Source organism: Pseudocitrobacter faecalis (assembly GCF_965231525.1).
GTDB classification, from domain to species: Bacteria; Pseudomonadota; Gammaproteobacteria; order Enterobacterales; family Enterobacteriaceae; genus Pseudocitrobacter; species Pseudocitrobacter faecalis.
The window spans coordinates 873,366-897,502 of the sequence record NZ_CBDDNJ010000002.1 but is presented as its reverse complement, the minus strand read 5'-3'; the positions used below and the strand labels follow the sequence as shown (position 1 = coordinate 897,502).

Genomic DNA, 24,137 nt, shown 5'->3' with positions numbered 1-24,137 from the left:
GATGTTTTGTAGGCCGGATAAGGCGCAGCCGCATCCGGCAATTTCCCGCACCACGCCTACCCGGTTATCCACTGGGTAGGCCACGCATCAGCGCCCTGCCAGTTATCGCACTCCGGTTGCCCGGCGTAACGCACTAAACGAAAACGCTGCCCATCATAACGCCAGCGGGTTTGCACGCCACAGTCACCCAGACCACGTCCTTTCTCAAGCGTAATAAGCTCGCGCGTATTTTCGTTGAAGGTCAGGTTCATCAGTTCCACTTCACGGTTGTCCTGCCCGGAAGGCAGGAACGGCAGACGCAAGCGTACCGGATGCGAAGCATGGGGCTTTTTACGCGATACCAGCCAGGCACGGTAAATCGTGTTATAGGCGCCGGATTCACAACTGATCATCATCAGCGCTTTATCATCGGTAAGGGCGGTAACCCATACTTCGCGGCGCAGCGGATCCAGCGAGCACTGGGTATTGTTCATCCGCCAGGTGCCATAATCGAGCAGATCGTTGTATTCATCGCGGGTGAGCGGCGTCGGCGTCGGATTGACTTTGGCGACCGTTTTCAGCGGGGGCGCAGGAGGTACGCTCAGCGGCGGTTCATCGCCTTTACGCACCCACGCCGTTTCGCTGCCAACACGCTTTTGCTGTGAATCGATAAACAGCAGCGCGGCTTTCAGCCCTTTCAGAGAAATCGCCTGAACCCCTTTTTGCAGCGTTATCGCCTGCGCGTCCTGCACCAGTTGCAAAAACGCATCAATCGTCGCGCTATCATCCGTGGCGAGAAGCTTTGGCTGAACCTTCCAGTGTTCTTCGCCGCGCTGGAGCGGCTTGTCATCCAGCAGCAGTCGCGGGGCAATCGGCGGAACAGCGGCAACCGGGTTTACCAGCCCGCCCAGTTCGATGCGTAGCGCTGCGTCCATATGCGCGCCCGCACTCCGGCTGAGGGTCATGACCAGTCCATGATGCAGGCCAACGTTACGCGCCACGCAGAAATTCTGATTGTTACAGGTGACCAGCCAGTCAGAAAAGATCTGCTGGACGGGAGACGCCCACGTCACAGACGTTGGGAGCAGCCCCATAAACAATAAGAGAAGAACGCGGTAGCGCATGGACGGTACAACCCCAGAAGAAAAAAACATCAATTAACCGGGGTATCTTCAACGCCAGCGCCGCCACGCTCAATCGGATTTATCGGATTGATTCATATAAAATACATAATTATTTCTTTATATAAATCAATCCATTAACCCTGAAGATTGCAAATACTGTAACAAGATCACCGTCTTACCATCGCAAATTTCACCTCGCGTTACCATCGCCAGCGCCTCAAGGAACGGGATTTCCAGTACTTCAATATCTTCATCGTCAACGCCGCCGCCCGCACTGCGCCGTTGATTGTCATCATATTCACCAATGAAGAAATGAGCGATTTCCGTGACGCCGCCTGGTGACATGTAGAGCTGGAATACTTTACGCACCTCACTGACCTGATAGCCCGTCTCTTCTATCGCCTCTTTGCGAATGCACACTTCCGGCTCATCGTCATCCAACAGGCCTGCACAGGTTTCGATTAATCGGCCATCAGCATTACCGTTGACCCAGGTGGCGACACGAAACTGGCGCACCAGCACCACATTCTTTTTGCGCGGGTTATAGAGCAGAATGGTGGCACCGTTACCCCGGTCATACACTTCGCGTTTATGCCGGATAACCTCGCCATTTTTGCGGGTTAAATCGTAGGTAATATTGCGCAGAACAAAGTAGTTATCGGAGAGGACTTTATCTTTAATCAGTTCAATCTTAAATGACATACGGGCTCCACAACGCGATTCGAAGCGAACCATACTACGCCGTGGCGCCCGTTTTGTCGTTAATGTACGCCGTGCGTTTTCACACCTAACCAGTCGATAATCCCTTGCGCAGCATGGCGGCCCTCTGCCATCGCGGTTACCACCAGATCCGCTCCGCGCACCGCATCGCCGCCGGCAAACACTTTCGGATTTGTCGTCTGATAACGATAGCGGCTTTCGACGTTCGCGCGAATGCGCCCCCAGTCATCCACCTCAACGCCCTGGGCGTTAAGCCACGGCATGCTGTGCGGATGGAAACCAAACGCCATAATCACCGCATCGGCAGGCATGACAAACTCGCTGCCCTCAATCGGTACCGGACGACGGCGTCCCTGGCTGTCGGGTTCGCCCATCGCGGTGCGGATGAAGCGAATCCCGTTCACCTTGCCCGTTTTATCCAGCTCAAGCGTCAGCGGCTGAACGTTAAATTCAAACTCCGCCCCCTCTTCCCGCGCGTTTTTCACTTCTTTTCTGGAGCCAGGCATGTTGGCTTCATCACGACGATAAGCGCAGGTGACCTTCGCTGCACCGTGACGCAGCGCGGTTCGCACGCAGTCCATCGCCGTATCGCCGCCGCCCAGTACTACCACATTTAACCCGGCGGTGTTGATGAACGGCTCGTTCGGCAGTTCGTTCAGCCCCATCACATTTTTGGTGTTAGCGATCAGGAAGGGCAGCGCATCATAAACGCCCGGCGCATCTTCATTGGCTAAATTGGCTTTCATCGAGCGATAGGTACCCACGCCGACAAAGACCGCATCGTACTCTTCAAGCAGATCGTTCATCGCCACGTCTTTACCGATTTCACAGTTCAGCTCAAAGCGAATACCCATCGCGGTAAAGATTTCACGGCGGCGCGCCAGCAGCGATTTATCCAGTTTGAAGGAAGGAATGCCGAAGGTCAGCAGGCCACCAATTTCCGGGTGGCGGTCAAATACCACAGGCTCCACACCCTGACGCACTAACATATCCGCACAGGCAAGCCCTGCAGGGCCCGCGCCGATAATCGCCACGCGTTTACCACTCGCCGCCACCGGGCCTACTTCTGGCCGCCAGCCCTTCGCCAGCGCCTGGTCGGTAATATAGCGCTCAAGGTTGCCAATGGTCACCGCGCCATGCTCGTCACGCACGGTGCAGGCCCCCTCGCAAAGCCGGTCCTGTGGGCAGACGCGTCCGGTAATTTCCGGCAGCGGGTTAGTCTGATGCGACAGCGCCACCGCGGCATCTATATCCCCGGCTTTCACCCGGTCAATCCACTGTGGAATAGGGTTGTGCAGCGGGCAAGTCCATTCGCAGATACTGTGCTCGCCGCAGGTCAGGCAGCGTGAAGAAGCCTGCTGAGCCTGATTGTCACTGAGCGGCAGGTAGATTTCCGCAAAACCAGTTTTGCGCGCCTCAATCGCCAGTTTGTCGGCTTCACCCCGTGCAGGCGTTTGCGCCATCTGCTGCACTTTACTCATCGCGACGGTGTTCTGACCCGCGCTTTCGCTGTGCCACGGCTGCGCATCACGGCAGGCCGCCTGCATGCGGCGGTTTTTCGACATGTCAGCCAGACGCTGCGGGCTCACCAGCGCCAGCGCATCCGCCGGACAATTTTCCACGCAGGCCGGGCCTGCGTCACGCCCGCTGCAAAGGTCACATTTCTGCGCATTGGCTTTTACCCGCCCCTCGGCGGCGGGCGTCAGGACAATCTGCATGGTGCCAAACGGGCACGCCACGGCGCAGGATTTACAGCCAATACATTTGCTTTGATCAACCTGGATTGCATCATCGCGTTGACTGATAGCGCCATTCGGGCAGCTTCGCGCGCAGGGCGCATCTTCGCAGTGGCGACAGGTTATCGCGCTCCGCTGCGTCTGATTTTTGAAGACAGTGATGCGCGGTTGAAAACGCGCAGGCGTTAAGACATGCTGTTCATGGTTATGCGACATTACGCAGGCAACTTCACATGCCCGACAGCCAATGCATTTTTGGCTGTCAGCCATTATAAAACGGTTCATAGCATCCCCTTGTCCGGGTAATATAAGCTTTATATTTATAAGGTCTATTTATTAGCCGAGGAGCGATGCATCAGGCAATGTCCATTTGCCCAGGAATGACGACTATTTATCACTATGCTGTGGCAGATCAAAAAATTTCATCTTAAATGAAATTACGTTTCATTCAGTTAATGGCAAGATCCCCACTGAAAACGTCTTGTTACGTGACCGTAATAATCTTGACGAAATGCCTGCCTATGCAGAAAAGCGGCATGATAATTTACACTATCTCCTTATTTTCTCCACGATTGCCGGGATCCTTGCGGCTAGAGTGTTCCGAGCATTGGCGTCATTAAAAATACGTATAACGAGGTCTCCTTCTGATGGCGAATTTCTTCATCGATCGCCCCATTTTTGCCTGGGTACTGGCAATCCTGTTATGTCTGACGGGAACCCTGGCTATTTTTTCGTTGCCTGTTGAGCAATATCCGGATCTTGCGCCGCCGAACGTGCGCATTACCGCGAACTATCCGGGGGCGTCCGCGCAGACGCTGGAGAACACCGTCACCCAGGTTATCGAACAGAACATGACGGGCCTCGATAATCTGATGTACATGTCATCACAAAGTAGCGCCACCGGCCAGGCGAGCGTGACGCTCAGCTTCCTTGCGGGCACCGATCCAGATGAAGCCGTCCAGCAGGTGCAAAACCAGCTGCAATCGGCGCTGCGTAAACTGCCTCAGGCGGTGCAAACCCAGGGCGTCACGGTGCGTAAAACCGGTGATACCAACATTCTGACCATCGCTTTCGTCTCCACGGACGGCAGCATGGATAAGCAGGATATTGCTGACTACGTCGCCAGTAATATTCAGGAGCCGCTCAGCCGCGTTAACGGCGTGGGCGATATTGACGCCTACGGTTCGCAATACTCCATGCGTATCTGGCTGGACCCTGCCAAACTTAATAGTTTCCAGCTCACCACCAAAGACGTTACCGATGCGATTTCCTCACAAAATGCCCAGGTCGCCGTCGGGCAGTTGGGGGGGACGCCTTCCGTTGATAAGCAGGCGCTGAACGCCACCATCAACGCGCAGTCGTTGCTGCAAACGCCACAGCAGTTCCGCGACATCACGCTGCGTGTAAACCAGAATGGTTCGGTGGTGACGCTTGGCGATGTAGCTGAAGTGGAAATGGGCGCGGAAAAATATGACTACCTGAGCCGTTTTAACCGCAATGCCGCCTCGGGACTCGGGGTGAAACTCGCGTCGGGTGCCAACGAAATGGCGACGGCGGAACGGGTTATCGCGCGCCTGGATGAACTCAAAGAGTATTTTCCGCGCGGGCTGGAATACAAAGTCGCTTACGAAACCACCTCGTTCGTTAAAGCTTCTATCACCGATGTGGTAAAAACCCTGCTGGAAGCCATTCTGCTGGTGTTCCTGGTGATGTACCTGTTCCTGCAAAACTTCCGTGCAACGCTTATTCCCACCATCGCCGTTCCGGTGGTATTAATGGGTACTTTCGCCACGCTCTACGCCTTCGATTACAGTATCAACACCCTCACCATGTTCGCGATGGTGCTGGCGATCGGCCTGCTGGTCGATGATGCCATTGTGGTGGTCGAGAACGTCGAACGCATCATGAGCGAAGAAGGGCTGACGCCTCGGCAGGCGACGCGTAAATCGATGGGGCAAATTCAGGGCGCGCTGGTCGGCATTGCGATGGTGCTCTCAGCGGTATTCATCCCGATGGCGTTTTTCGGCGGCACCACGGGGGCCATCTACCGTCAGTTCTCGATTACGATTGTCGCGGCGATGGTGCTTTCAGTGCTGGTGGCGATGATCCTCACCCCCGCCCTGTGCGCTACGCTGCTCAAGCCTATTCATAAAGGCGAATCCCAGCACACGAAGAAAGGTTTCTTCGGTTGGTTTAACCGCGTCTTTGATACCAGCTCACGTCGTTATGAATCGGGCGTAGCAAAAATTCTGCATCGTAGCCTGCGTTGGATTGTGATTTATGTCCTGCTGCTGGGCGGCATGGTGTTCCTGTTCCTGCGTCTCCCCACCTCCTTCCTGCCGCAGGAAGATCGCGGTATGTTCACCACCTCTGTGCAGTTGCCCAGCGGCGCGACGCAACAGCAAACGCTGAAAGTGGTGCAGAAAGTGGAAGATTACTTCTTCGCCAATGAGAAAGATAACGTTACCTCTATTTTCGCCACCATCGGTTCCGGCCCTGGCGGTAATGGGCAGAACGTGGCGCGTATGTTTATTCGTCTCAAAGACTGGGACGATCGCGACGCCAAAACCGGTACCTCATTCGCCATTATTGAGCGCGCGACCAAAGCGTTTAATAAAATTAATGAAGCCCGCGTCTTTGCCAGCAGTCCGCCAGCCATTAGCGGCCTGGGTAGCTCTGCCGGGTTTGATATGGAGCTTCAGGATCATGCGGGTGCAGGCCACGATGCGTTGATGTCTGCGCGTGATCAGTTGCTGGAAATGGCGGCAAAAAATCCGGAACTGACACGCGTGCGCCACAACGGTCTTGATGATAGCCCGCAGTTGCAGGTTGATATCGATCAGCGTAAAGCGCAGGCCCTCGGAGTGTCGATTGATGATATCAACGACACTCTGCAAACCGCGTGGGGCTCAAGCTATGTGAACGACTTTATGGATCGTGGCCGCGTGAAGAAAGTCTACGTTCAGTCGGCGGCGAAATACCGTATGCTGCCGGAAGATATCAACCTGTGGTATGTGCGTAACCAGTCCGGTCAGATGGTGCCGTTCTCCGCCTTTGCCACGTCGCGCTGGGAAACCGGTTCGCCGCGTCTGGAGCGTTACAACGGCTATTCGGCGCTGGAAATTGTCGGTGAAGCCGCACCGGGCGTCAGTACCGGGACGGCAATGGATATCATGGAAAATCTGGTGCGCCAGCTTCCGGCGGGCTTTGGCCTCGAATGGACGGCGATGTCCTATCAGGAACGGCTCTCCGGTGCGCAGGCTCCGGCGCTTTATGCTATCTCACTGCTGGTGGTGTTCCTCTGCCTGGCCGCGCTGTATGAGAGCTGGTCAGTACCGTTCTCGGTGATGCTGGTGGTGCCGCTGGGGGTTATCGGCGCGCTGCTGGCAACCTGGATGCGCGGACTGGAGAATGACGTCTACTTCCAGGTGGGGCTATTGACCGTGATTGGGCTATCGGCGAAGAACGCCATCCTGATTGTCGAATTTGCTAACGAGCGAAACCAGGAAGGGGAAGACCTGCTTCAGGCGACGCTGGATGCCTGCCGTCAGCGTCTGCGCCCGATTCTGATGACCTCGCTGGCATTCATCTTCGGTGTGCTACCCATGGCCACCAGCACCGGTGCCGGCTCTGGCGGACAGCACGCCGTGGGTACAGGTGTGATGGGCGGAATGATTTCCGCAACGGTTCTTGCCATCTTCTTTGTGCCGCTGTTCTTTGTACTGGTGCGACGTCGTTTCCCGTTGAAAGAGAAAGCGGAATAACCGTTCTTGCAGCCAACAAAAAAGGCGACTGGAAAGTCGCCTTTTTATTTGTACATCCGTACATATAATGAGAAGAAGAACAGCGCGCCCTTAACTCACAATGCTGGAATCATTTACGAAGCATAACTTCGATAAAATCTTTCCAGTTCCCCAGTTCACGTTCAATCATAACAGCCTCTCTTATTATTATGCTTATCTTACGTGGAATTTTATGGCCTGTGAAGATCGTTTACCCTATTGCTATGATTGTTGCCTCCAGGACTGCTTTTACTTCTTGCGGTAACTATGGGCCTGCTCAATATAAAAATATGTGATACACAGCAACATTTTGAAATAGTTTATCCGCACCGCATTTATTGAAGAAAAACAGCGGTCAGAAGCTGTTATAACGGCCATAGTGGAAGCGCCGGGGCGTGATTCCCCCTCGACAATATCCTGTGTTTGCATGTTCATCTTTCCTGCCAATAACTTACCTTTCCGGCTTTCAGCAGAAATAGTATGCACCGTCAGTGAAAAATTATTCACTTACCTTTGGAAATCCTGCTGAATTAATTGATAATACGGATTGCTAAGAGTATTCCGTGTATATTTGTTCTCTCATTAAACCTGCTAATCGATAAAAATAAGGATGCCAATACATGATCACTCTGTATGGAATTAAAAATTGTGACACCATAAAAAAAGCCCGTCGCTGGCTGGATGAACACCAGGTCACCTATCGTTTTCACGATTATCGCGCCGATGGATTAACGGCAGAATTATTAGCCACCTTTATAAATGAACTGGGTTGGGAAGCGTTGCTCAATACGCGTGGCACCACCTGGCGTAAACTGGATGAATCCGTTCGCGCCAGTATCAATAACGCGGATAGCGCCGCGGCGCTGATGCTCGAAATGCCAGCAATCATCAAACGCCCATTGCTCTGCGCGCCCGCACAGCCTATGCTGCTGGGTTTTAGTGATGAACGTTACAGCCAGTGGCTTGCCGACATCGCCCCGGCAGCCGGTCAATAAACCGCCTGTCAGCAACAGCACGCTCGGTGCGGAGCACGCAAACTGACTTCGTACCGATAAAGAAAACACGCAAACATCAGCAGTTAATCAATGAGGTGTAGTCTATGTCTTGCCCGGTCATTGAGCTGGCTCAGCAGCTTATTCGCCGCCCTTCCCTTAGCCCCGATGATGCGGGCTGCCAGGCGCTAATGATTGAACGCCTGCGCGCAGCGGGTTTTACCATTGAACATATGGATTTTGGCGATACGCAGAATTTCTGGGCGTGGCGCGGTCAGGGAGAGACACTGGCTTTTGCCGGTCATACGGACGTCGTGCCTTCCGGCGATGCGGATCGCTGGATCAACCCTCCCTTCGAACCGACCATCCGTGACGGGATGCTGTTTGGTCGTGGCGCGGCAGATATGAAAGGTTCACTGGCCGCAATGGTGGTTGCCGCCGAGCGTTTCGTGGCGCAGAACCCGAATCATAAGGGGCGCCTGGCGTTTCTCATCACCTCCGATGAAGAAGCCAGCGCCACAAATGGCACGGTGAAAGTCGTTGATGCGTTGATGGCGCGCAACGAGCGTCTGGATTACTGCCTGGTGGGCGAACCGTCCAGCACGGCAGTGGTCGGCGATGTTGTAAAAAATGGCCGTCGCGGTTCGATGACCTGCAACCTGACCATTCACGGCGTTCAGGGACACGTCGCCTACCCGCATCTGGCCGATAACCCGGTTCACCGCGCCGCCCCGTGGCTCAATGAGCTGGTGGCGGTTGAGTGGGATCAGGGGAACGAATTCTTCCCGCCAACCAGCATGCAGATAGCAAATATTCAGGCTGGTACCGGGAGCAACAACGTGATTCCGGGCGATCTGTTCGTGCAGTTTAATTTCCGTTTCAGCACCGAACTGACCGATGAAATGATCAAGGCGCGCGTAATTGCGCTGCTGGAAAAACATCAGCTGCGCTACAGCGTCGAGTGGTGGATTTCCGGGCAGCCGTTCCTGACCGAACGCGGTAAACTGGTCGATGCGGTGGTCAACGCCATTGCGCACTATAATGAAATTAAACCGCAACTGTTGACGACGGGCGGCACATCGGATGGTCGATTTATTGCCAGAATGGGCGCACAGGTGGTGGAACTGGGTCCAGTCAACGCCACTATTCATAAAATCAATGAATGTGTGAACGCTGCCGATTTGCAACTGCTGGCGCGAATGTATCAGCGCATTATGGAACAGCTTGTCGCCTGACAACACATTTAAGAGGTAACGCACATGGACTGGCTGTCAAAATACTGGTGGGTTCTGGTACTGGTGTTTCTGGTTGGCGTGATGATCAACGTGATTAAAGATCTCAACCGCGTCGATCACAAGAAATTCCTCGCCAATAAGCCGGAGCTTCCTCCGCATCGCGACAATAACGCGAAGTGGGACGAAGACGACGATTGGCCGAAGCACGATCAATCAAAAAAACCGTAACAATAAACGGGCCGGAAATCCGGCCCGTTTTGTTTTAAAGCATCTCAATGAGATCGTCATTCTTCGGCGTACTGCCGCTTAACGCTTCATCGAAGTAATGTTTCGGAATGGTGTAACGCAGATGATCGAGCGCAAACTGCATACTGTGTTCATCAATCGCGTGCCCCAGATCGTCTACGATATCGAGCGTTACATCCCCGCCTGCTGCCAGTAAGGCTTCCTGACCCGCCACAGCATGCGCAAGATCGATAACCCGGTCTTCACCACCGTGAATCAAATGCACCGTCGTGGATGTCGATGCGGCTTCAGGCAGCGTCGCATAACGACCATTAAAGGCGATGACGCGTGATGCCAGATTGGGTTCCGCTTTAATGCTTTCAAGTGACATGATCGCGCCTTGCGAGAACCCTATTAACGCGGTTGCCAGTGGGCCAACGCCGCTCTGTTTTTGCCAGTAACGAACGATTTCGATAAAGGTTGGCATAATCGCATCAACGCGTGCCTGCCGATTCTCTTCGGTCACGCCTTGCACAGAGAACCATTGACGCGCCGGTGCCGGGCCACAAGGCTCTGCGCCGCCGATGCTTACGATGAGCGCATCAGGAAACAGCGGCGCGAACCAACTGCCAATTTGCCCCATTGCCACCGGGTTATCACCCACGCCATGGAACAACAGCAGCAGCTGTTGCGCGGGTTTAGCGGGGCTTTGAACGACAAAATGATCGTGTTTCATGGCTATCTCCTTTGTTACCGCTCAGTTTACGCTGGCCGAAAAGAATGACCATGCCATTTAACTGAATGAGATAGTTAAAAAAATTGCACCTGCTTTATACGTTCGCGAAGCTGCCCGGTACGTTCGTGGTCAAGGTCACACATCGCCTGCGCCACCTCTTCACGCAGACGTACAAGCAGCGCTTTACGCCCATGGAGATTCAACGCCGTACAAAGCGCCGCTTCATTTTCCCGCGCCAGCCTGCGCCGCAGTGCCAGCAACGGCAACGGGCTGAGAGAAACCAACAGGTGCAGATTACCCAGCGTAGCCAGCAGCGGGCGATGGGCGAATGCAAACCCCGCCAGATCCCACCACGCTTCATCATTAAGCATAGCCTCCGGCCCCTGCGGCAGCGTCAATTTCTCATCAACCCACCCCTGCAGCCAGCGCCACTGCTGGCATAAACGCAAATGCTCATGCTCTGCCAGATATTTTCCAGCATCGGTGAGTGGGAACATCGCCATCGCCGCATAACAGCCGCTGCTGGCTTCGCGCTGCGTGCCGATGCGCACCAGGGTAAAACCACAGCGCTGCCAGAACTGCCAGAGTGCTTCGGTATAGCCAAAGCTGACGGAGAGATAATCGCAGCCCGAGGCGTTTTTACAGGCACGGGCGATGAGCGCAGAACCGATACCCTCGCGCTGGCGCAAAGGGTGTACTGCCACCCGACTAATGCGCCGACCAATCAAGGTTGCCGCAAGCGGGCTTCCGCCATGCGCGGCGAGCGACTGCGCCACCAGGTTACCGCGCGGTCGACGAAAACCCGCCCAGACCGCCTGACTTAATTCGGCGGTCAATCCACCTTCATCCACCAGCCACAGCGCGCCTGCGAGGCCATTCGGCGTATCGGCAGCGATAAAGTGTTGCCCCGGCGCATCCATCATCCGCCGCAAATCGAGCGGTGAAGTGCGGTAGTGCGCACCAGAAAGTAGCTGGTACATCGCCGTGGGGAGCTGAGGTTCCGACAGCCATTGCACCTGTTCTATCGCCCTGAAACTTAACGGGCCGGACGGGGGAACCGTAAAGCTATCGTCAGCAAAAATCAACAGATCATTTACCACCACTTCCAGCGGGCAGCCCTGCACCCAGCGAACGGGCGTATTGAGCGTAAATTGCCGTAGCGTGGGGAAATGCGCGCAGAATTTCAGCAGAAATCCCCGTCCCGTGCCTTCATAGCCCTGCACGGTGGTGGTCAGTAAAAGATGTGGGAATCGTGAGGCGAGTTGTTCCAGCAGTGGTGCGGGGAGCGCGGCGGCTTCATCCACCACCAGCCAGTCAGCGGTTTCAGCAGAGGCCAGCAGCGCGTCCGGTGCCATAAAGTGAAAACGCTCGCCGGCAAAAGCAGCAATGACGTCAGCAGAGGCCCGCGTCGGCGCGGTCACAATGGCTCGCCCCTTCAGGCTGCGGATATGCATCCCCGCCAGCGCCGATTTTCCCCGCCCGCGCTCGGCGGTAATGGCGGTAATGCCCGAGGGATTATCCGCCAGCGCGTTAAGGATCGCAGCTTGCTCTGCATCCGGCTCACCGCTGACGCGTTGCCAGTGTGGCCGCGAGGGAAAGTTGACAACGGGGAATACATCACCCTGTCGCCACAGCAGCGCTTCAGGGTTTTCGCACAGTATTCTGCAAAAATGGTCAACAAAGCGCGGCGTAGCAATCGCTTCTGGCGAGTCGCTCCAGCGCAGGGAATCGGCATCCGGCTGATGTGGCCATCGCGCCCATTCCGGCACCAGCAGCACCAGCCAGCTTCCGGCACGCAACGTACCGGCGAGCGCGGCAAAAGCCGAAACATCGAAACCGTGGCGGGCATCAAAGATGGCGTGCTGGAACTCACGCCCGAGCAGCGTCACCAGTTTTGCTGGCGCGCAGTACGGCTCGGCTTGCGCTTCAGGCCCCACCCACAGTACGTCTGTCTGCGCGTCGTCACGAAAGGCTTGCGCCTGCTGCTGTACCCAGTGTGACTCGCCGCTAATAACCAACAAGCGGCGTACACCTTCCCGCGCCATGCGCGGCGCGAGGGTCAAAAGTTCATCCATGATTGCGATTCATCAACTTACAGCATTTTGCCGAACGTATTACACTGCGCCGGGTCACCGCTATCCAGGCCACGTTTCAGCCAGGTATAACGCTGCTGTGATGTGCCGTGGGTGAAGCTATCCGGCACCACGCGCCCCTGGCTCTGCTGCTGGAGACGATCATCACCAATGGCTTGTGCCGCATTCAGCGCCTCTTCCAAATCGCCCGGCTCCAGCACGCCCTGCTGCTGCATCGCATGGCCCCAAACGCCCGCAAAGCAATCCGCCTGCAGTTCCATACGCACAGAGAGTTGATTGACTTGTGATTCGGACGCATTCTGCTGCATCTGACGGACTTTTGGTTCGATACCCAGCAGTTTTTGCACGTGGTGCCCTACTTCATGCGCAATCACGTAGCCCTGGGCAAAATCGCCATCCGCGCCCAGTTTCTCTTTCATATCATCGTAGAAAGAGAGATCGATATATACCGTGGTGTCCGCCGGGCAATAGAAGGGGCCCATGACCGACTGGCCGGTACCACAGCCCGTGCGCGTCGCGCCGCGATACATCACCAGTTTCGGCACCTGATAGGTTTTACCCATTTTTTCAAACTGCTGGGTCCAGGTATCTTCGGTGGTCGCAAGTATCACCGAGGTGAATTTGGCGGCTTCGTTATCCTGAGGGCTAACGGTCCGCTGTTGGGAGGATTGCTGGGATACAGGTTCCCCGGTCAGAAAGCCTGTGAGATCGACGCCGTAATAGCCCGCGACAACCACGACAATCAACAGAATGATGCCGCCTTTCCCGCTGGGAATACGAATGTTTCGCCCGCCGCCTGAAATCGGCGAACCGGAATCATTTCGTCTGTCTTCAACATTGTCGCTTTCGCGACGACCTTGCCAACGCATATCTACCTCGAACCTATCCTATTAATTATAGTTATGATCGTAGGCGGTTCAGACGAGGATTACCACAGGAAATAACGGGGAAATTCAGAGGGTGCAGGCACCCTCTGCGATGCAGTGACTCAGGAGACTCAGTCCAGGTTGACACCCAGACGACGCGCCACTTCTTCGTAAGCTTCAATCAGGCCACCCAGGCTCTGGCGGAAACGGTCTTTATCCATTTTATCCATGGTTTGCTTATCCCACAGACGGCTACCGTCCGGCGAGAACTCATCACCCAGAACAACTTCGCCTTTGTACAAACCAAATTCCAGCTTGAAATCGACCAGGATCAGGCCCGCATCATCAAACATTTTTTTCAGGACATCGTTTGCTTTGAAGGTCAGTTCTTGCATACGTGCGAGGTTTTCTTTGCTCACCCAGCCAAAGGTTTCGCAGTAAGATTCGTTGACCATCGGGTCATGCATCGCATCATTTTTCAGGAACAGGTCGAACAGCGGTGGGTTCAGTTCGATGCCTTCTTCAATCCCTAAGCGTTTCACCAGCGAGCCTGCCGCACGGTTACGCACCACGCACTCTACCGGCACCATATCCAGTTTTTTGACCAGACATTCGGTATCAGAGAGCAGACGTTCCATCTGAGTCGGGATACCCGCTTCTTCCAGTTTGGTCATAATGAAATGGTTGAACTTGTTGTTCACCATACCTTTACGATCGAACTGCTCAATGCGCGCTCCGTCACCTGCTGACGTATCGTTACGGAATTCGAGCACCAACAGGTCCGGGTTTTCCGTACTGTAGACGGTTTTCGCTTTACCACGATACAACTCAGCTTGCTTTTGCATCTTTATTACTCCTGGTGGAATTTAACTATAAAATCGCGCTTTTCTGCCGACGCACACGTTTGCGTATCATATCAGAAAAAAGGGCCGGATTACTCCAGCCCTCAATATTACTTGCTAAATGCTGCCTGGAAGACGGCGACCAGCGCGTCGTTCTGAGACTGCGTCAGCGTATGACCTTTCGGGTCGATGAATTGCAGACTGCTGCGGTTATCGAGGTCGCCAACCTGCAGTTTGTAATCACCGGAGACCAGACCCGGATCGCTTGCGCCCAGTTCCTGCCAGCTACTGTCAGACAGCGGCTTGTAGGTCACGTTGATGCTGCCCTGAGAACGGGTGCTGTCGGTCACTTTCATGCCCACTTTTTCCAGCACGCCAGGCAGACGTTGCCATACCTGGTTGAACGGGCCACGCACTACCAGCATTGGCAGGCCAGTGTCATCCGCTGCGCTCTGCACGTCGTAGGTGGAGCCTGCCGCGCTTTGTGAAGCATTCTGCGCGGCGATAGCTTTCTGATCGAGACCGGCGGAAATCACGTTCAGCATCTCGGCGCTATAGCGCTGCAGCGATGCGGTATCGGCAACCGGTTTGCCCGCTTGTTCCAGGTTAACCAGTTTCACCACGACCGCCTGCTGATAGCCCTGCGGTTTCACGGAGACTTGATAACGACCACGGTATTGCTGGTCTTCATCGAGACGGTTCCACTCAACCCAATCGGTGGTTAACGTCTGGGTGGCATCATCACGCTTATCAATGGTGTAGTTTTTACCCTGAAGGATGCTCACTACCTGCGGCCACAGGTTACCGCTACGGCCACTTTCGACCAGCAGCGTGGCGGTATCGCCCGTGAACTGCGTGCGCGCACCAGAAACCAGCGCCAGAGGCTGTGCCGGCGGACGGATGTCCAGGGCTTTACCTACTGCGCCGCTACCGTTAGCAACCGGAATGTTATAATCACCGCGTTGAACCGGCAGGATCATGCCAGCCGGCGCGTGAAGTTCACTTAACGGCGCGGCATCCAGATAGGATTCATCGCCGCTCACCTGGCGCTTATAACGCGAGTCGGAACTACACGCTGCAAGCAGCAGGACAAGTGAAACACCCGCAACCTTTGCCAGGCGCGACTTCTGTACTGAGTAAGCCATCAAATCTCCCTAAACTTTACAGCAAACCGGCGTGCTTCATTGCTGAGGCGACGATATCACGACCATGGTCGGTGATAGGTGTCATCGGCAAACGCATCGTATCGGTTGCTACAAGCCCCAACTCCTTACATGCCCATTTAACCGGGATAGGATTGGGTTCGACAAATAATTTATTGTGCAGCGGCATCAAACGTTGGTTGATGACGCGCGCTTTTGCAAACTCGCCCGCGGCGGCCAGTTTACACATTTCTGCCATATCACGTGCAGCAACGTTTGCAGTGACGGAAATCACACCCTGACCGCCAAGCTGCATGAAATCCAGACCCGTGGCATCATCACCGCTCAGCAGGATGAAATCGTCTGAAACCAGCTCTTTGATCTGGTGAACACGACTTAAGTTCCCTGTTGCTTCCTTGATTGCGATAATATTTTTTATTTCAGCCAGGCGACCCACGGTTTCTGGCAGCATATCGCAACCCGTACGAGACGGCACATTATACAGAATTTGCGGCAAGTCAGTATGTTCTGCGATCGCTTTAAAGTGCTGGAACAGACCTTCCTGAGTAGGACGGTTGTAGTAAGGGGTCACGGTCAGGCAGCCGACGACGCCGGTGTTATTGAAGCGCTGGGTCAGGCTTATCGCCTCTGCGGTGGCGTTCGCCCCGGTGCCTGCGATAACCGGAATACGGCCATCGGCCAGCTCTACGGTCATCATCACGACATCGCCGTGCTCATCGTGGCCAAGCGTCGCCGATTCTCCTGTCGTCCCTACAGATACAATCGCCGAGGTCCCGTTGGCGACATGGTAATCAATCAGTTTTTTCAGGCTTGAACGGTCGACATTACCTTTCTCATCCATCGGCGTGACAAGCGCTACAATACTTCCCGTGAACATGGGGCCATCCTCTGTGCTGACGTGCGGACATGAGTCTCAATGGTACGTTTGGAACTGTAATAAAAGCAAGCGACTGAAGCCCCTCAGAATGTTGTATGCCGGTTTTTTTTATGCTTTCCTAAGGAATACCTCACCTTTTTGAAGGAAGCACCGGTTTGACAGCCACATTACAACACTATTTGGTCATTACAGCTCTGGGGGCCGATCGCCCTGGCATTGTCAATACCATTACGCGTCACGTCAGTAGCTGCGGCTGTAACATTGAGGACAGCAGGCTGGCCATGCTGGGCGATGAGTTCACCTTCATCATGCTGCTTTCCGGTAGCTGGAACGCGATCACCTTGATTGAATCCACCCTGCCGTTGAAAGGGGCAGAACTGGATCTGCTGATTGTGATGAAGCGCACCACCGCGCGACCGCGCCCGTCAATGCCTTCCACCGTATGGGTGCAGGTTGAGGTGCCTGATTCTCCCCATATTATCGAACGCTTCACCGCGCTTATCGACTCATGGGAGATGAATATTGCGGAGCTGGTTTCCCGCACCCAACCCGGCGATGAAAATACGCAGCCACAGCTGTTTATTCAGATAACCGCACACAGCCCGGCTACGAAAAATGCATCAAATATTGAGCAAGCGTTTAAAGCCCTATGTACAGAATTGAATGCACAAGGCAGTATAAACGTCATAAATCATTCTCAGCATGACGAACAAGATGGAGTTGCCTAATGAACCCACTGAAAGCCGGTGACATCGCACCGAAATTTAGTTTGCCCGATCAAGACGGCGAGCAAGTAAATTTGACCGACTTCCAGGGACAACGCGTACTGGTCTATTTCTATCCGAAGGCCATGACGCCGGGCTGCACCGTGCAGGCCTGCGGTCTGCGCGATAATATGGATGAACTGAAAAAAGCGGGCGTCGAAGTGCTGGGCATCAGCACCGATAAGCCAGAAAAACTCTCCCGCTTTGCTGAAAAAGAACTGCTGAACTTCACCTTGTTGTCCGATGAGGATCATCAGGTTTGCGAGCAGTTTGGCGTCTGGGGCGAGAAGTCCTTTATGGGTAAAACCTATGACGGCATCCATCGTATCAGCTTCCTGATTGACGCTGATGGGAAAGTTGAGCACGTTTTTGATGATTTCAAAACCAGCAATCACCACGATGTGGTGCTGAACTGGCTCAAAGAGCGCGCCTGATGTGCTACGCTCATCAGGCCTACAAGGTTTCTGCAATACATTGAAATTGCACTATTTTGTAGGCCAGATAAGGCGTTTTCGCCGCATCCGGCAAGAACAACGCGCGCTTTCCCTGCTATAAAAAGCCGACGCTTGCGTCGGCTTTTTGTTTACTCTTCGTCGGCCACCAGACCATCCGGCCAGGCATGCACCACCGCTTTAATCAGCGTCGCCAGCGGAATGGCGAAAAACACGCCCCAAAATCCCCACAGCCCGCCGAAAATCACCACCGACAGAATAATCACCAGCGGATGCAAATTCACCGCTTCCGAGAAGAGCACAGGTACCAGCAGGTTTCCATCCAGCGCCTGGATAATGAGGTACACCGCAAACAGACTCCAGAACTCGGTGCCCAGGCCAAACTGGAACAGCGCCACGCACACCACGGGAATGGTCACGACAAACGCGCCGATATAGGGAATCAGAACAGAGAACCCCACCAGCACCGCAAGCAACAGCGAATAATTGAGGCCAAACAGGATAAAGCCTATCCAGGTCGCCACGCCGACCACCACCATTTCCAGCACCTTGCCGCGGATATAGTTGGTGATTTGCTGGTTCATCTCTTTCCAGACCAGCCCGGCCAGGCCGCGATTACGCGGCAATACGCGGCGCACGGCGTTCAGCATCTGTTCTTTATCCTTCACCAGGAAAAAGACCATTAACGGCACCAGCACCAGATAGACCGCCAGCGTCAGCAGCCCGACCAGCGACGCCACGGAATATTTCACCACCGAGTCGCCCATGGTCTGCATACGCGCGCGCATGTTTTCTGCCATCGCATCAATGATGCCCGCATCCATCAGCGCCGGATAGCGACGCGGCAAGGTGGCGGCAAAATCAGAAAGTTTATTGAGCATGCCAGGCATATCGCGAATCAGATAGATTCCCTGCTGCCAGGCTACTGGCATGACCACAAATGCCATTAGCAGCAGAATACCGACAAAGACGACCAACACAGCCGTGGTGGCCCAGCGTCGCGAACAGCCAAGCTTCTCCAGACGAATCGTGGGCCATTCCAACAAATACGCGAGAACAATCGCCACCAGCAGCGGTGCTAACAGACCGCTAAAGAAAAACAGGATACCGAAACCGGCCACCAGAATAACCAGCAGCGCTATCGCTTCCGGGTCACTAAAACGGCGGCGATACCACTGCATCAACATTTCGAGCATAAACACTTCCCTGACGCACATTGGCGGATCACAGTGCCCGAATTGTATCTAAATGTCACAGAAAAGACTTCGCTTTTTCTATTTATAGACACAAACAGCAAAAGTTATGTGAATATCATTTTCAACCTCTGTGAGGCCAGATAAACTGCCTGAGCAGTCACGCAGGGAACGTAACGCCGCCCTGTCGGTCAAACTGAAACATCCCACATTACAGGACAGAGGTTATGTTCAGGCAGTTGAAAAAAACGCTGGTGGCATCCCTTATTGCAACGCTCACACTCGGCCAGGCGGCCCCCGCATTTGCGGATGCGGCTGATACGTTGCCAGATATGGGCACCTCCGCAGGAAGCACGCTCTCCATTGGTCAGGAGATGCAAATGGGGGATTTCTACGTACGCCAGCTGCGCGGCAGCGCACCGCTGATTAATGATCCCCTGCTGGTGCAGTACATCAATACCCTGGGTATGCGTCTGGTGTCGCACGCCTGGTCGGTGCGTACGCCATTCCACTTCTATTTAATCAACAACGACGATATCAACGCCTTCGCCTTCTTCGGCGGGAACGTGGTGCTGCACTCGGCGTTGTTCCGCTATTCCGATAATGAAAGCCAACTGGCCTCGGTGATGGCGCACGAAATCTCCCACGTCACCCAGCGACATCTGGCGCGTGCGATGGAAGATCAGAAACGTAACGCCCCGCTTACCTGGGTCGGCGCGTTAGGCTCAATTCTACTGGCGATGGCCAGCCCGCAGGCTGGGATGGCGGCGCTGAGCGGTACTCTTGCCGGAACGCAACAGAGCATGATCAGCTTCACTCGTCAGAATGAAGAAGAAGCGGATCGTATCGGGATTCAGGTGTTACAACGATCCGGCTTCGATCCGCAGGCGATGCCGGCATTCATGGATAAATTACTCGATCAGGCGCGCTACTCCTCGCGTCCACCGGAAATGCTGCTGACCCACCCCCTGCCGGAAAGCCGTCTGGCCGACGCGCGCAACCGCGCCAACCAGATGAAACCAATGGTGGTGCAATCCTCCGCCGATTTCTATCTGGCGAAAGCGCGTACGCTTGGGATGTATAACTCCGGGCAAAATCAGCTGACCAGCGACCTGCTCGATGCCTGGTCGAAAGGTAATATTCGCGAACAAAATGCCGCGCAGTATGGCCGCGCACTTCAGGCGATGGAAGCGAAGAACAATGCTCAGGCGAGTAGCCTGCTGCGCCCACTGCTGGCTGCCGACCCGCAGAACCCATGGTATCTTGACCTGGCGACCGATATCGACCTCGGCCAGAACAAAGCCGCTGATGCCATTAGTCGCCTGAAAAGCGCGCGCGACCTGCGCACCAACCCGGTACTGCAGCTCAACCTGGCGAACGCGCTGCTCGAAGCAGGGCAGGCCTCCGAAGCGGTGACCATTCTTAACCGCTACACGTTTAACTATAAAGACGATACCAACGGCTGGGAATTGCTGGCTCAGGCGCAGGCCAAACTGGGCCATCGCGATCAGGAACTGGCTGCCAGAGCCGAGAATATGGCATTGGTTGGACGCCTCGACCAGGCGATTTCCCTGCTGAGCAGCGCCAGCGCCCAGGTCAAACTCAGAAGCCTGGAACAGGCGCGCTACGATGCGCGTATCGACCAGCTTCGCCAATTACAGGAACGTTTCCGCCCTTATACGAAAATGTAAGCGGGAACGAATGAACGTCAGACACACGGGAGATTTTATGACTGATGCGGTAAAAATTTACCACAACCCGCGCTGTTCCAAGAGCCGCGAAACCTTAAGCCTGTTGAAAGCTAACGGCGTGGAGCCGGAAGTGGTGCTTTATCTGGAAACGCCGCCTGATGTGCAGGGCATTAAGCAGTTGCTGCAAATGCTGGGCATGAACAGCGCACGCGAGCTGATGCGCCAGAAAGAAGATCTTTATAAGTCGTTGAATCTGGCCGATAGCCAGCTTACCGAAGCGCAGTTGATTCAGGCGATGGTTGAGAATCCGAAGCTGATTGAACGCCCGATTGTGGTCAGCAACGGCAAGGCGCGTATTGGTCGCCCGCCGGAGCAGGTTCTGGAAATCGTTAGCTAATGTGAGTTTGTCGCAGCCGCCTTTTGCCGGCTGCGTCCGCCTTATGGCCTCTGAAATACGAGCATCCACGCCGTTCTTATGCAACGTTGCATGCGAATAAACAGGGTTCTGATAGCGTCTCGCAACCTGCAAATCGTCATATTGTCGTCTTGTCTCTCTCCTGCCAGAGTTCCTCCAACGGTTAGCATCCCATGGAGGGAGTTATGCAAGAGCAAAGCACATCCACGCCGCACGACGCGATTTTTAAACATTTCATGGCCCACGTAGACACGGCCCGTGATTTTCTCGACATTTATCTGCCCGCTCCGTTACGCGCCATTTGCGATCTGAGCAGTTTAAAGCTGGAAGCCACCAGTATGGTGGAGAAGAATCTGCGTTCGCGCATTTCAGATATTCTCTATTCGGTGAAAACGCAGGCGGGCGATGGCTATATCTACACACTGATTGAGCATCAAAGTCGTCCGGAAAAACACATGGCCTTTCGGATGCTGCGCTATTCACTGGACGTTATGCAGCGGCATCTGGATGCCAAAAATAAACAGTTACCTATTGTTATTCCCCTGTTGTTTTATCATGGCGAAGCCACGCCCTACCCCTACAGCCTGCGTTGGCTTGATGGGTTTTCTGACCCGGATCTGGCTAAGCGACTCTATTGCCAGCCTTTTCCACTGGTGGATATCACCGTTGTCCCCGATAGCGAAATTATGCAGCACCGGCGCGTTGCCACGCTCGAACTGCTGCAAAAACATATACGTTTGCGGGATCTTTCCGAGCAAATCGCCCCGCTAGCCGCACTTTTAACGATGGGATACACTAGCAAGGATCGACTGGTTGCCATTCTGAATTACATGCTGCATACCGGCACAGCCGAGAATCCTGAGAAGCTTCTTCAGGAGCTTTCTCAGCGCACGTCACATCATGAGGGAACGCTAATGACTATTGCTGAATATCTCGAGCAGAAAGGCTGGACCAGAGGAGTTGAAGAGGGGCAACAGAAAGGACGTAGTGAAGAAGCGCGACGTATTGCGCTTGCGATGCTGAGAAACGGAATGGAACCCGTGCTGGTGAAAGAAATCACCGGCGTCTCAGATACCGAACTGACGGGCACAAGCACGCACTAACCGCTACAGCTTCAGGATCTCTTTTACAAACGGAATCGTGAGTTTTCGCTGGGCAGTAATCGACGCGTGATCCAGCTGGTCGAGCGTTAAAAACAGGGTACGCATCTCTCTGTCCAGCCGTTTAAGCAGGAAACGACACACATCTTCCGGCAGTTCAAACCCGCGCAGACGCGCGCGCAGTTGCAACGCTTGTAGTTTGTCTTCATCAGAGAGCGGCTGAAGCTTATATATTTGCCCCCAGTCGAGACGAGAAGCGAGATCCGGCAAACCGAGATTAAGCTGACGCGGCGGACGATCGCCGGTGATCAGCAGCCGGGTGTTCCCTGTTTCGAGGATCCGGTTATAGAGGTTGAAAATCGCCATCTCCCAGAGTTCATCTCCGGCGACGCACTCAATGTTATCAATACACACCAGCGCAAGCTGTTCCATCCCTTCCAGTACTTCCGGTACAAACCAGGTACGTTTATCCAGAGGAACATAACCCACGGCATCACCGCGCGCCGAGAGTTCCGCACAGGCTGCGTGCAGCAGATGGCTACGCCCTGCCCCTTCCCGCGCCCAAAGATAAATGTATCCGCTGTGTTCCTGGCGCAGGACGTTTTGCACGGCTGCAAGGAGAGAAGGGTTATCACCCGGCCAGAAACTCGCAAAGGTTTCATCGTCGGGAAGATAGAGTGGCAAAGAGAGCTGTGCCGGTGCGTTCAGAGGGACCTCTTCATGAGCTTACGTAAAAACGCGATGAGTTTATCACAGAATTATCCCATGAGAGAACCGGACGGCGCACCGCCCGGTCAGAGGATCAGCGGGTGGAGACGTCGCTGTCATCAGCATCCAGCACCACTTCTTCCGGACGCAGCACGCTAATGAGTTTGAAGATCAGGCTCAGGCAGACGCCCACTACGGTCGCCAGCGCCATGCCTTTAAGCTCAGCAGCACCAATGTGCACTTTCGCGCCGCTAACACCGATGATCAGAATCACGGAGGTCAGGATCAGGTTTTGCGCTTTGCTATAGTCAACTTTTGATTCGATCAGAACGCGAATACCGGATGCGCCGATCACGCCGTACAGTAACAGAGAAACGCCTCCCATCACTGGCAGCGGGATAATCTGGATAGCCGCCGCAAGTTTCCCGACGCAGGAGAGCAGTATAGCAATCACCGCCGCGCCGCCGATTACCCAGGTACTGTAGACGCGGGTAATCGCCATTACGCCGATGTTTTCGCCATAGGTAGTGTTCGGCGTGGAACCAAAGAAGCCAGAGATTACCGTCGACAGACCGTTAGCAAACATAGAGCGGTGCAGGCCCGGATCGCGAATCAGGTCTTTTTTGACAATATTCGCCGTCACCACCAGGTGGCCGACGTGCTCGGCAATCACCACCAGCGCCGCAGGCAGAATCGTCAGAATAGCGAACCACTCGAAACGCGGAGTATAGAACGTTGGCAGCGCGAACCAGTGCGCTTGCGCGATCGGCGTGGTATCGACAACGCCCATCACAAAGGAGAGCGCATAGCCCACCAGAACACCAATCAGAATAGGAATAATGGCAAGGAAGCCGCGGAACAGAACTGAACCAAATACCGTTACCGCAAGCGTTACCATGGAGATAATAATGGTTTTGCTATCCGGCGATTGCCCTTCTGCTGGCAAGAGGCCCGCCATGTTTGCCGCGACACCCGCCAGTTCAAGGCCGATGACGGCAACGATTGCGCCCATCGCCGCCGGAGGAAACATCACATCCAGCCAGCCGCTACCGGCTTTTTTAACGATAAACGAGACCAGGCAGAACAGCACGCCGCACATGATAAAACCGCCGAGTGCCATTTCGTATCCCAACGGCAGCAGAAGCATAACCGGTGAAATAAACGCAAAGCTCGATCCCAGATAAGCCGGAATTTTACCTTTACAGATAAAGAGGTAGAGCAAGGTGCCGACGCCGTTGAACAGCAGCACGGTTGCCGGGTTGATGTGAAACAGAACGGGCACCAGAACGGTGGCACCAAACATGGCGAACAAGTGCTGCAAGCTAAGCGGGATCGTCTGTAACAGTGGCGGTCGTTCACTCACTCCGATAGCACGGCGCGTCATAATGTTTTCCTCAGTGTCAGTGTTATTAGATTTTGCATTTAGTTTTATTCAAAAAAAAGC

Annotated in this window: 23 protein-coding genes; 9 read left to right on the top strand and 14 right to left on the bottom strand. The window is 54.5% G+C overall.

Features of this window, described 5'->3' with window-relative positions:
* Nucleotides 1-56: 56 nt before the first annotated feature.
* The 3 genes from ACOXYR_RS04855 to aegA form a co-directional block, all read right to left on the bottom strand.
* A complete protein-coding gene (locus ACOXYR_RS04855; RefSeq protein ID WP_108473441.1) occupies nt 57-1,103 on the bottom strand; it encodes a DUF1176 domain-containing protein in 1,047 nt (348 codons plus the stop codon).
* A gap of 126 nt (nt 1,104-1,229) precedes the next feature.
* The gene (gene nudK, locus ACOXYR_RS04850) at nt 1,230-1,805 is read right to left on the bottom strand and encodes a GDP-mannose pyrophosphatase NudK (RefSeq protein WP_108473440.1); all 576 of its coding nucleotides are present in this window, start codon (nt 1,803-1,805) and stop codon (nt 1,230-1,232) included.
* A gap of 59 nt (nt 1,806-1,864) precedes the next feature.
* Complete coding sequence (gene aegA / locus ACOXYR_RS04845; protein WP_421355755.1) at nt 1,865-3,844, bottom strand: formate-dependent uric acid utilization protein AegA; 1,980 nt, start codon at nt 3,842-3,844, stop codon at nt 1,865-1,867.
* A 362-nt stretch (nt 3,845-4,206) separates the two neighbouring features.
* On the opposite strand from aegA, the gene acrD reads away from it, so the two are divergent.
* Nucleotides 4,207-7,323 (top strand): multidrug efflux RND transporter permease AcrD, encoded by a 3,117-nt coding sequence (acrD, locus tag ACOXYR_RS04840; RefSeq protein ID WP_407731417.1) that lies wholly within the window; start codon nt 4,207-4,209, stop codon nt 7,321-7,323.
* Nucleotides 7,324-7,432: 109 nt separating this feature from the next.
* Here acrD and ypfM read toward each other — a convergent pair whose 3' ends face one another.
* A complete protein-coding gene (gene ypfM, locus ACOXYR_RS04835) occupies nt 7,433-7,492 on the bottom strand; it encodes a protein YpfM (protein WP_001386977.1) in 60 nt (19 codons plus the stop codon).
* Between the two features lie 98 nt (nt 7,493-7,590).
* Nucleotides 7,591-7,848 carry a hypothetical protein gene (locus ACOXYR_RS04830; protein ID WP_421355754.1) on the bottom strand — a complete coding sequence of 86 codons (258 nt, stop codon included), beginning with the start codon at nt 7,846-7,848 and terminating at the stop codon, nt 7,591-7,593.
* A 113-nt stretch (nt 7,849-7,961) separates the two neighbouring features.
* Between ACOXYR_RS04830 and ACOXYR_RS04825 the strand changes: the two genes are divergently transcribed.
* The 3 genes from ACOXYR_RS04825 (at nt 7,962) to ACOXYR_RS04815 (ending at nt 9,796) form a co-directional block, all read left to right on the top strand.
* On the top strand, nt 7,962-8,336 hold the full coding sequence (locus tag ACOXYR_RS04825) for an ArsC family reductase (RefSeq protein ID WP_113857918.1): 375 nt from the start codon (nt 7,962-7,964) through the stop codon (nt 8,334-8,336).
* Nucleotides 8,337-8,440: 104 nt separating this feature from the next.
* A complete protein-coding gene (gene dapE / locus ACOXYR_RS04820) occupies nt 8,441-9,568 on the top strand; it encodes a succinyl-diaminopimelate desuccinylase (RefSeq protein WP_421355753.1) in 1,128 nt (375 codons plus the stop codon).
* A 24-nt stretch (nt 9,569-9,592) separates the two neighbouring features.
* Complete coding sequence (locus tag ACOXYR_RS04815) at nt 9,593-9,796, top strand: YpfN family protein (protein WP_108473434.1); 204 nt, start codon at nt 9,593-9,595, stop codon at nt 9,794-9,796.
* 34 nt (nt 9,797-9,830) lie between these two features.
* Here the strand turns inward: ACOXYR_RS04815 and ypfH are convergent, their stop codons facing one another.
* The 6 genes from ypfH to dapA form a co-directional block, all read right to left on the bottom strand.
* Nucleotides 9,831-10,529, bottom strand: a complete 699-nt coding sequence (ypfH, locus tag ACOXYR_RS04810) for an esterase (RefSeq protein WP_108473433.1) — start codon at nt 10,527-10,529, stop codon at nt 9,831-9,833.
* A gap of 74 nt (nt 10,530-10,603) precedes the next feature.
* Nucleotides 10,604-12,604 carry a tRNA(Met) cytidine acetyltransferase TmcA gene (locus ACOXYR_RS04805; RefSeq protein WP_421355752.1) on the bottom strand — a complete coding sequence of 667 codons (2,001 nt, stop codon included), beginning with the start codon at nt 12,602-12,604 and terminating at the stop codon, nt 10,604-10,606.
* 17 nt (nt 12,605-12,621) lie between these two features.
* Complete coding sequence (ypfJ, locus tag ACOXYR_RS04800; RefSeq protein WP_108473431.1) at nt 12,622-13,491, bottom strand: KPN_02809 family neutral zinc metallopeptidase; 870 nt, start codon at nt 13,489-13,491, stop codon at nt 12,622-12,624.
* 128 nt (nt 13,492-13,619) lie between these two features.
* Entirely contained in the window at nt 13,620-14,333 is a 714-nt protein-coding gene (gene purC, locus ACOXYR_RS04795) for a phosphoribosylaminoimidazolesuccinocarboxamide synthase (protein ID WP_108473430.1), read from the bottom strand.
* Nucleotides 14,334-14,440: 107 nt separating this feature from the next.
* A complete protein-coding gene (bamC, locus tag ACOXYR_RS04790) occupies nt 14,441-15,475 on the bottom strand; it encodes an outer membrane protein assembly factor BamC (RefSeq protein ID WP_421355751.1) in 1,035 nt (344 codons plus the stop codon).
* A gap of 16 nt (nt 15,476-15,491) precedes the next feature.
* Nucleotides 15,492-16,370: a 4-hydroxy-tetrahydrodipicolinate synthase gene (gene dapA, locus ACOXYR_RS04785; RefSeq protein WP_108473428.1), complete on the bottom strand. Its 879-nt coding sequence runs from the start codon at nt 16,368-16,370 to the stop codon at nt 15,492-15,494.
* Between the two features lie 155 nt (nt 16,371-16,525).
* Between dapA and ACOXYR_RS04780 the strand changes: the two genes are divergently transcribed.
* Together ACOXYR_RS04780 and bcp are read left to right on the top strand one after the other, a co-directional pair.
* Nucleotides 16,526-17,098: a glycine cleavage system transcriptional repressor gene (locus ACOXYR_RS04780; protein ID WP_108473427.1), complete on the top strand. Its 573-nt coding sequence runs from the start codon at nt 16,526-16,528 to the stop codon at nt 17,096-17,098.
* The gene (gene bcp / locus ACOXYR_RS04775; protein WP_113857915.1) at nt 17,098-17,568 is read left to right on the top strand and encodes a thioredoxin-dependent thiol peroxidase; all 471 of its coding nucleotides are present in this window, start codon (nt 17,098-17,100) and stop codon (nt 17,566-17,568) included. The genes ACOXYR_RS04780 and bcp overlap by 1 nt, the downstream gene beginning before the upstream one ends.
* A 149-nt stretch (nt 17,569-17,717) precedes the next feature.
* On the opposite strand, the gene ACOXYR_RS04770 is transcribed toward bcp, so the two are convergent.
* A complete protein-coding gene (locus ACOXYR_RS04770) occupies nt 17,718-18,782 on the bottom strand; it encodes an AI-2E family transporter (protein WP_108473425.1) in 1,065 nt (354 codons plus the stop codon).
* A 224-nt stretch (nt 18,783-19,006) separates the two neighbouring features.
* On the opposite strand from ACOXYR_RS04770, the gene bepA reads away from it, so the two are divergent.
* The 3 genes from bepA to ACOXYR_RS04755 all read left to right on the top strand — a co-directional run bounded on the left by bepA (nt 19,007) and on the right by ACOXYR_RS04755 (nt 21,988).
* A complete protein-coding gene (bepA, locus tag ACOXYR_RS04765) occupies nt 19,007-20,470 on the top strand; it encodes a beta-barrel assembly-enhancing protease (RefSeq protein WP_108473424.1) in 1,464 nt (487 codons plus the stop codon).
* Between the two features lie 37 nt (nt 20,471-20,507).
* Nucleotides 20,508-20,867 (top strand): arsenate reductase (glutaredoxin), encoded by a 360-nt coding sequence (arsC, locus tag ACOXYR_RS04760; RefSeq protein WP_108473423.1) that lies wholly within the window; start codon nt 20,508-20,510, stop codon nt 20,865-20,867.
* 203 nt (nt 20,868-21,070) lie between these two features.
* Nucleotides 21,071-21,988, top strand: a complete 918-nt coding sequence (locus tag ACOXYR_RS04755) for an Rpn family recombination-promoting nuclease/putative transposase (protein ID WP_421355750.1) — start codon at nt 21,071-21,073, stop codon at nt 21,986-21,988.
* A 3-nt stretch (nt 21,989-21,991) separates the two neighbouring features.
* On the opposite strand, the gene ACOXYR_RS04750 is transcribed toward ACOXYR_RS04755, so the two are convergent.
* Both ACOXYR_RS04750 and uraA read right to left on the bottom strand, forming a co-directional pair.
* Nucleotides 21,992-22,693, bottom strand: a complete 702-nt coding sequence (locus ACOXYR_RS04750; RefSeq protein ID WP_071843484.1) for a DnaA inactivator Hda — start codon at nt 22,691-22,693, stop codon at nt 21,992-21,994.
* Between the two features lie 94 nt (nt 22,694-22,787).
* On the bottom strand, nt 22,788-24,077 hold the full coding sequence (gene uraA, locus ACOXYR_RS04745) for a uracil permease (RefSeq protein ID WP_108473421.1): 1,290 nt from the start codon (nt 24,075-24,077) through the stop codon (nt 22,788-22,790).
* Between the last annotated feature and the right edge of the window lie 60 nt (nt 24,078-24,137).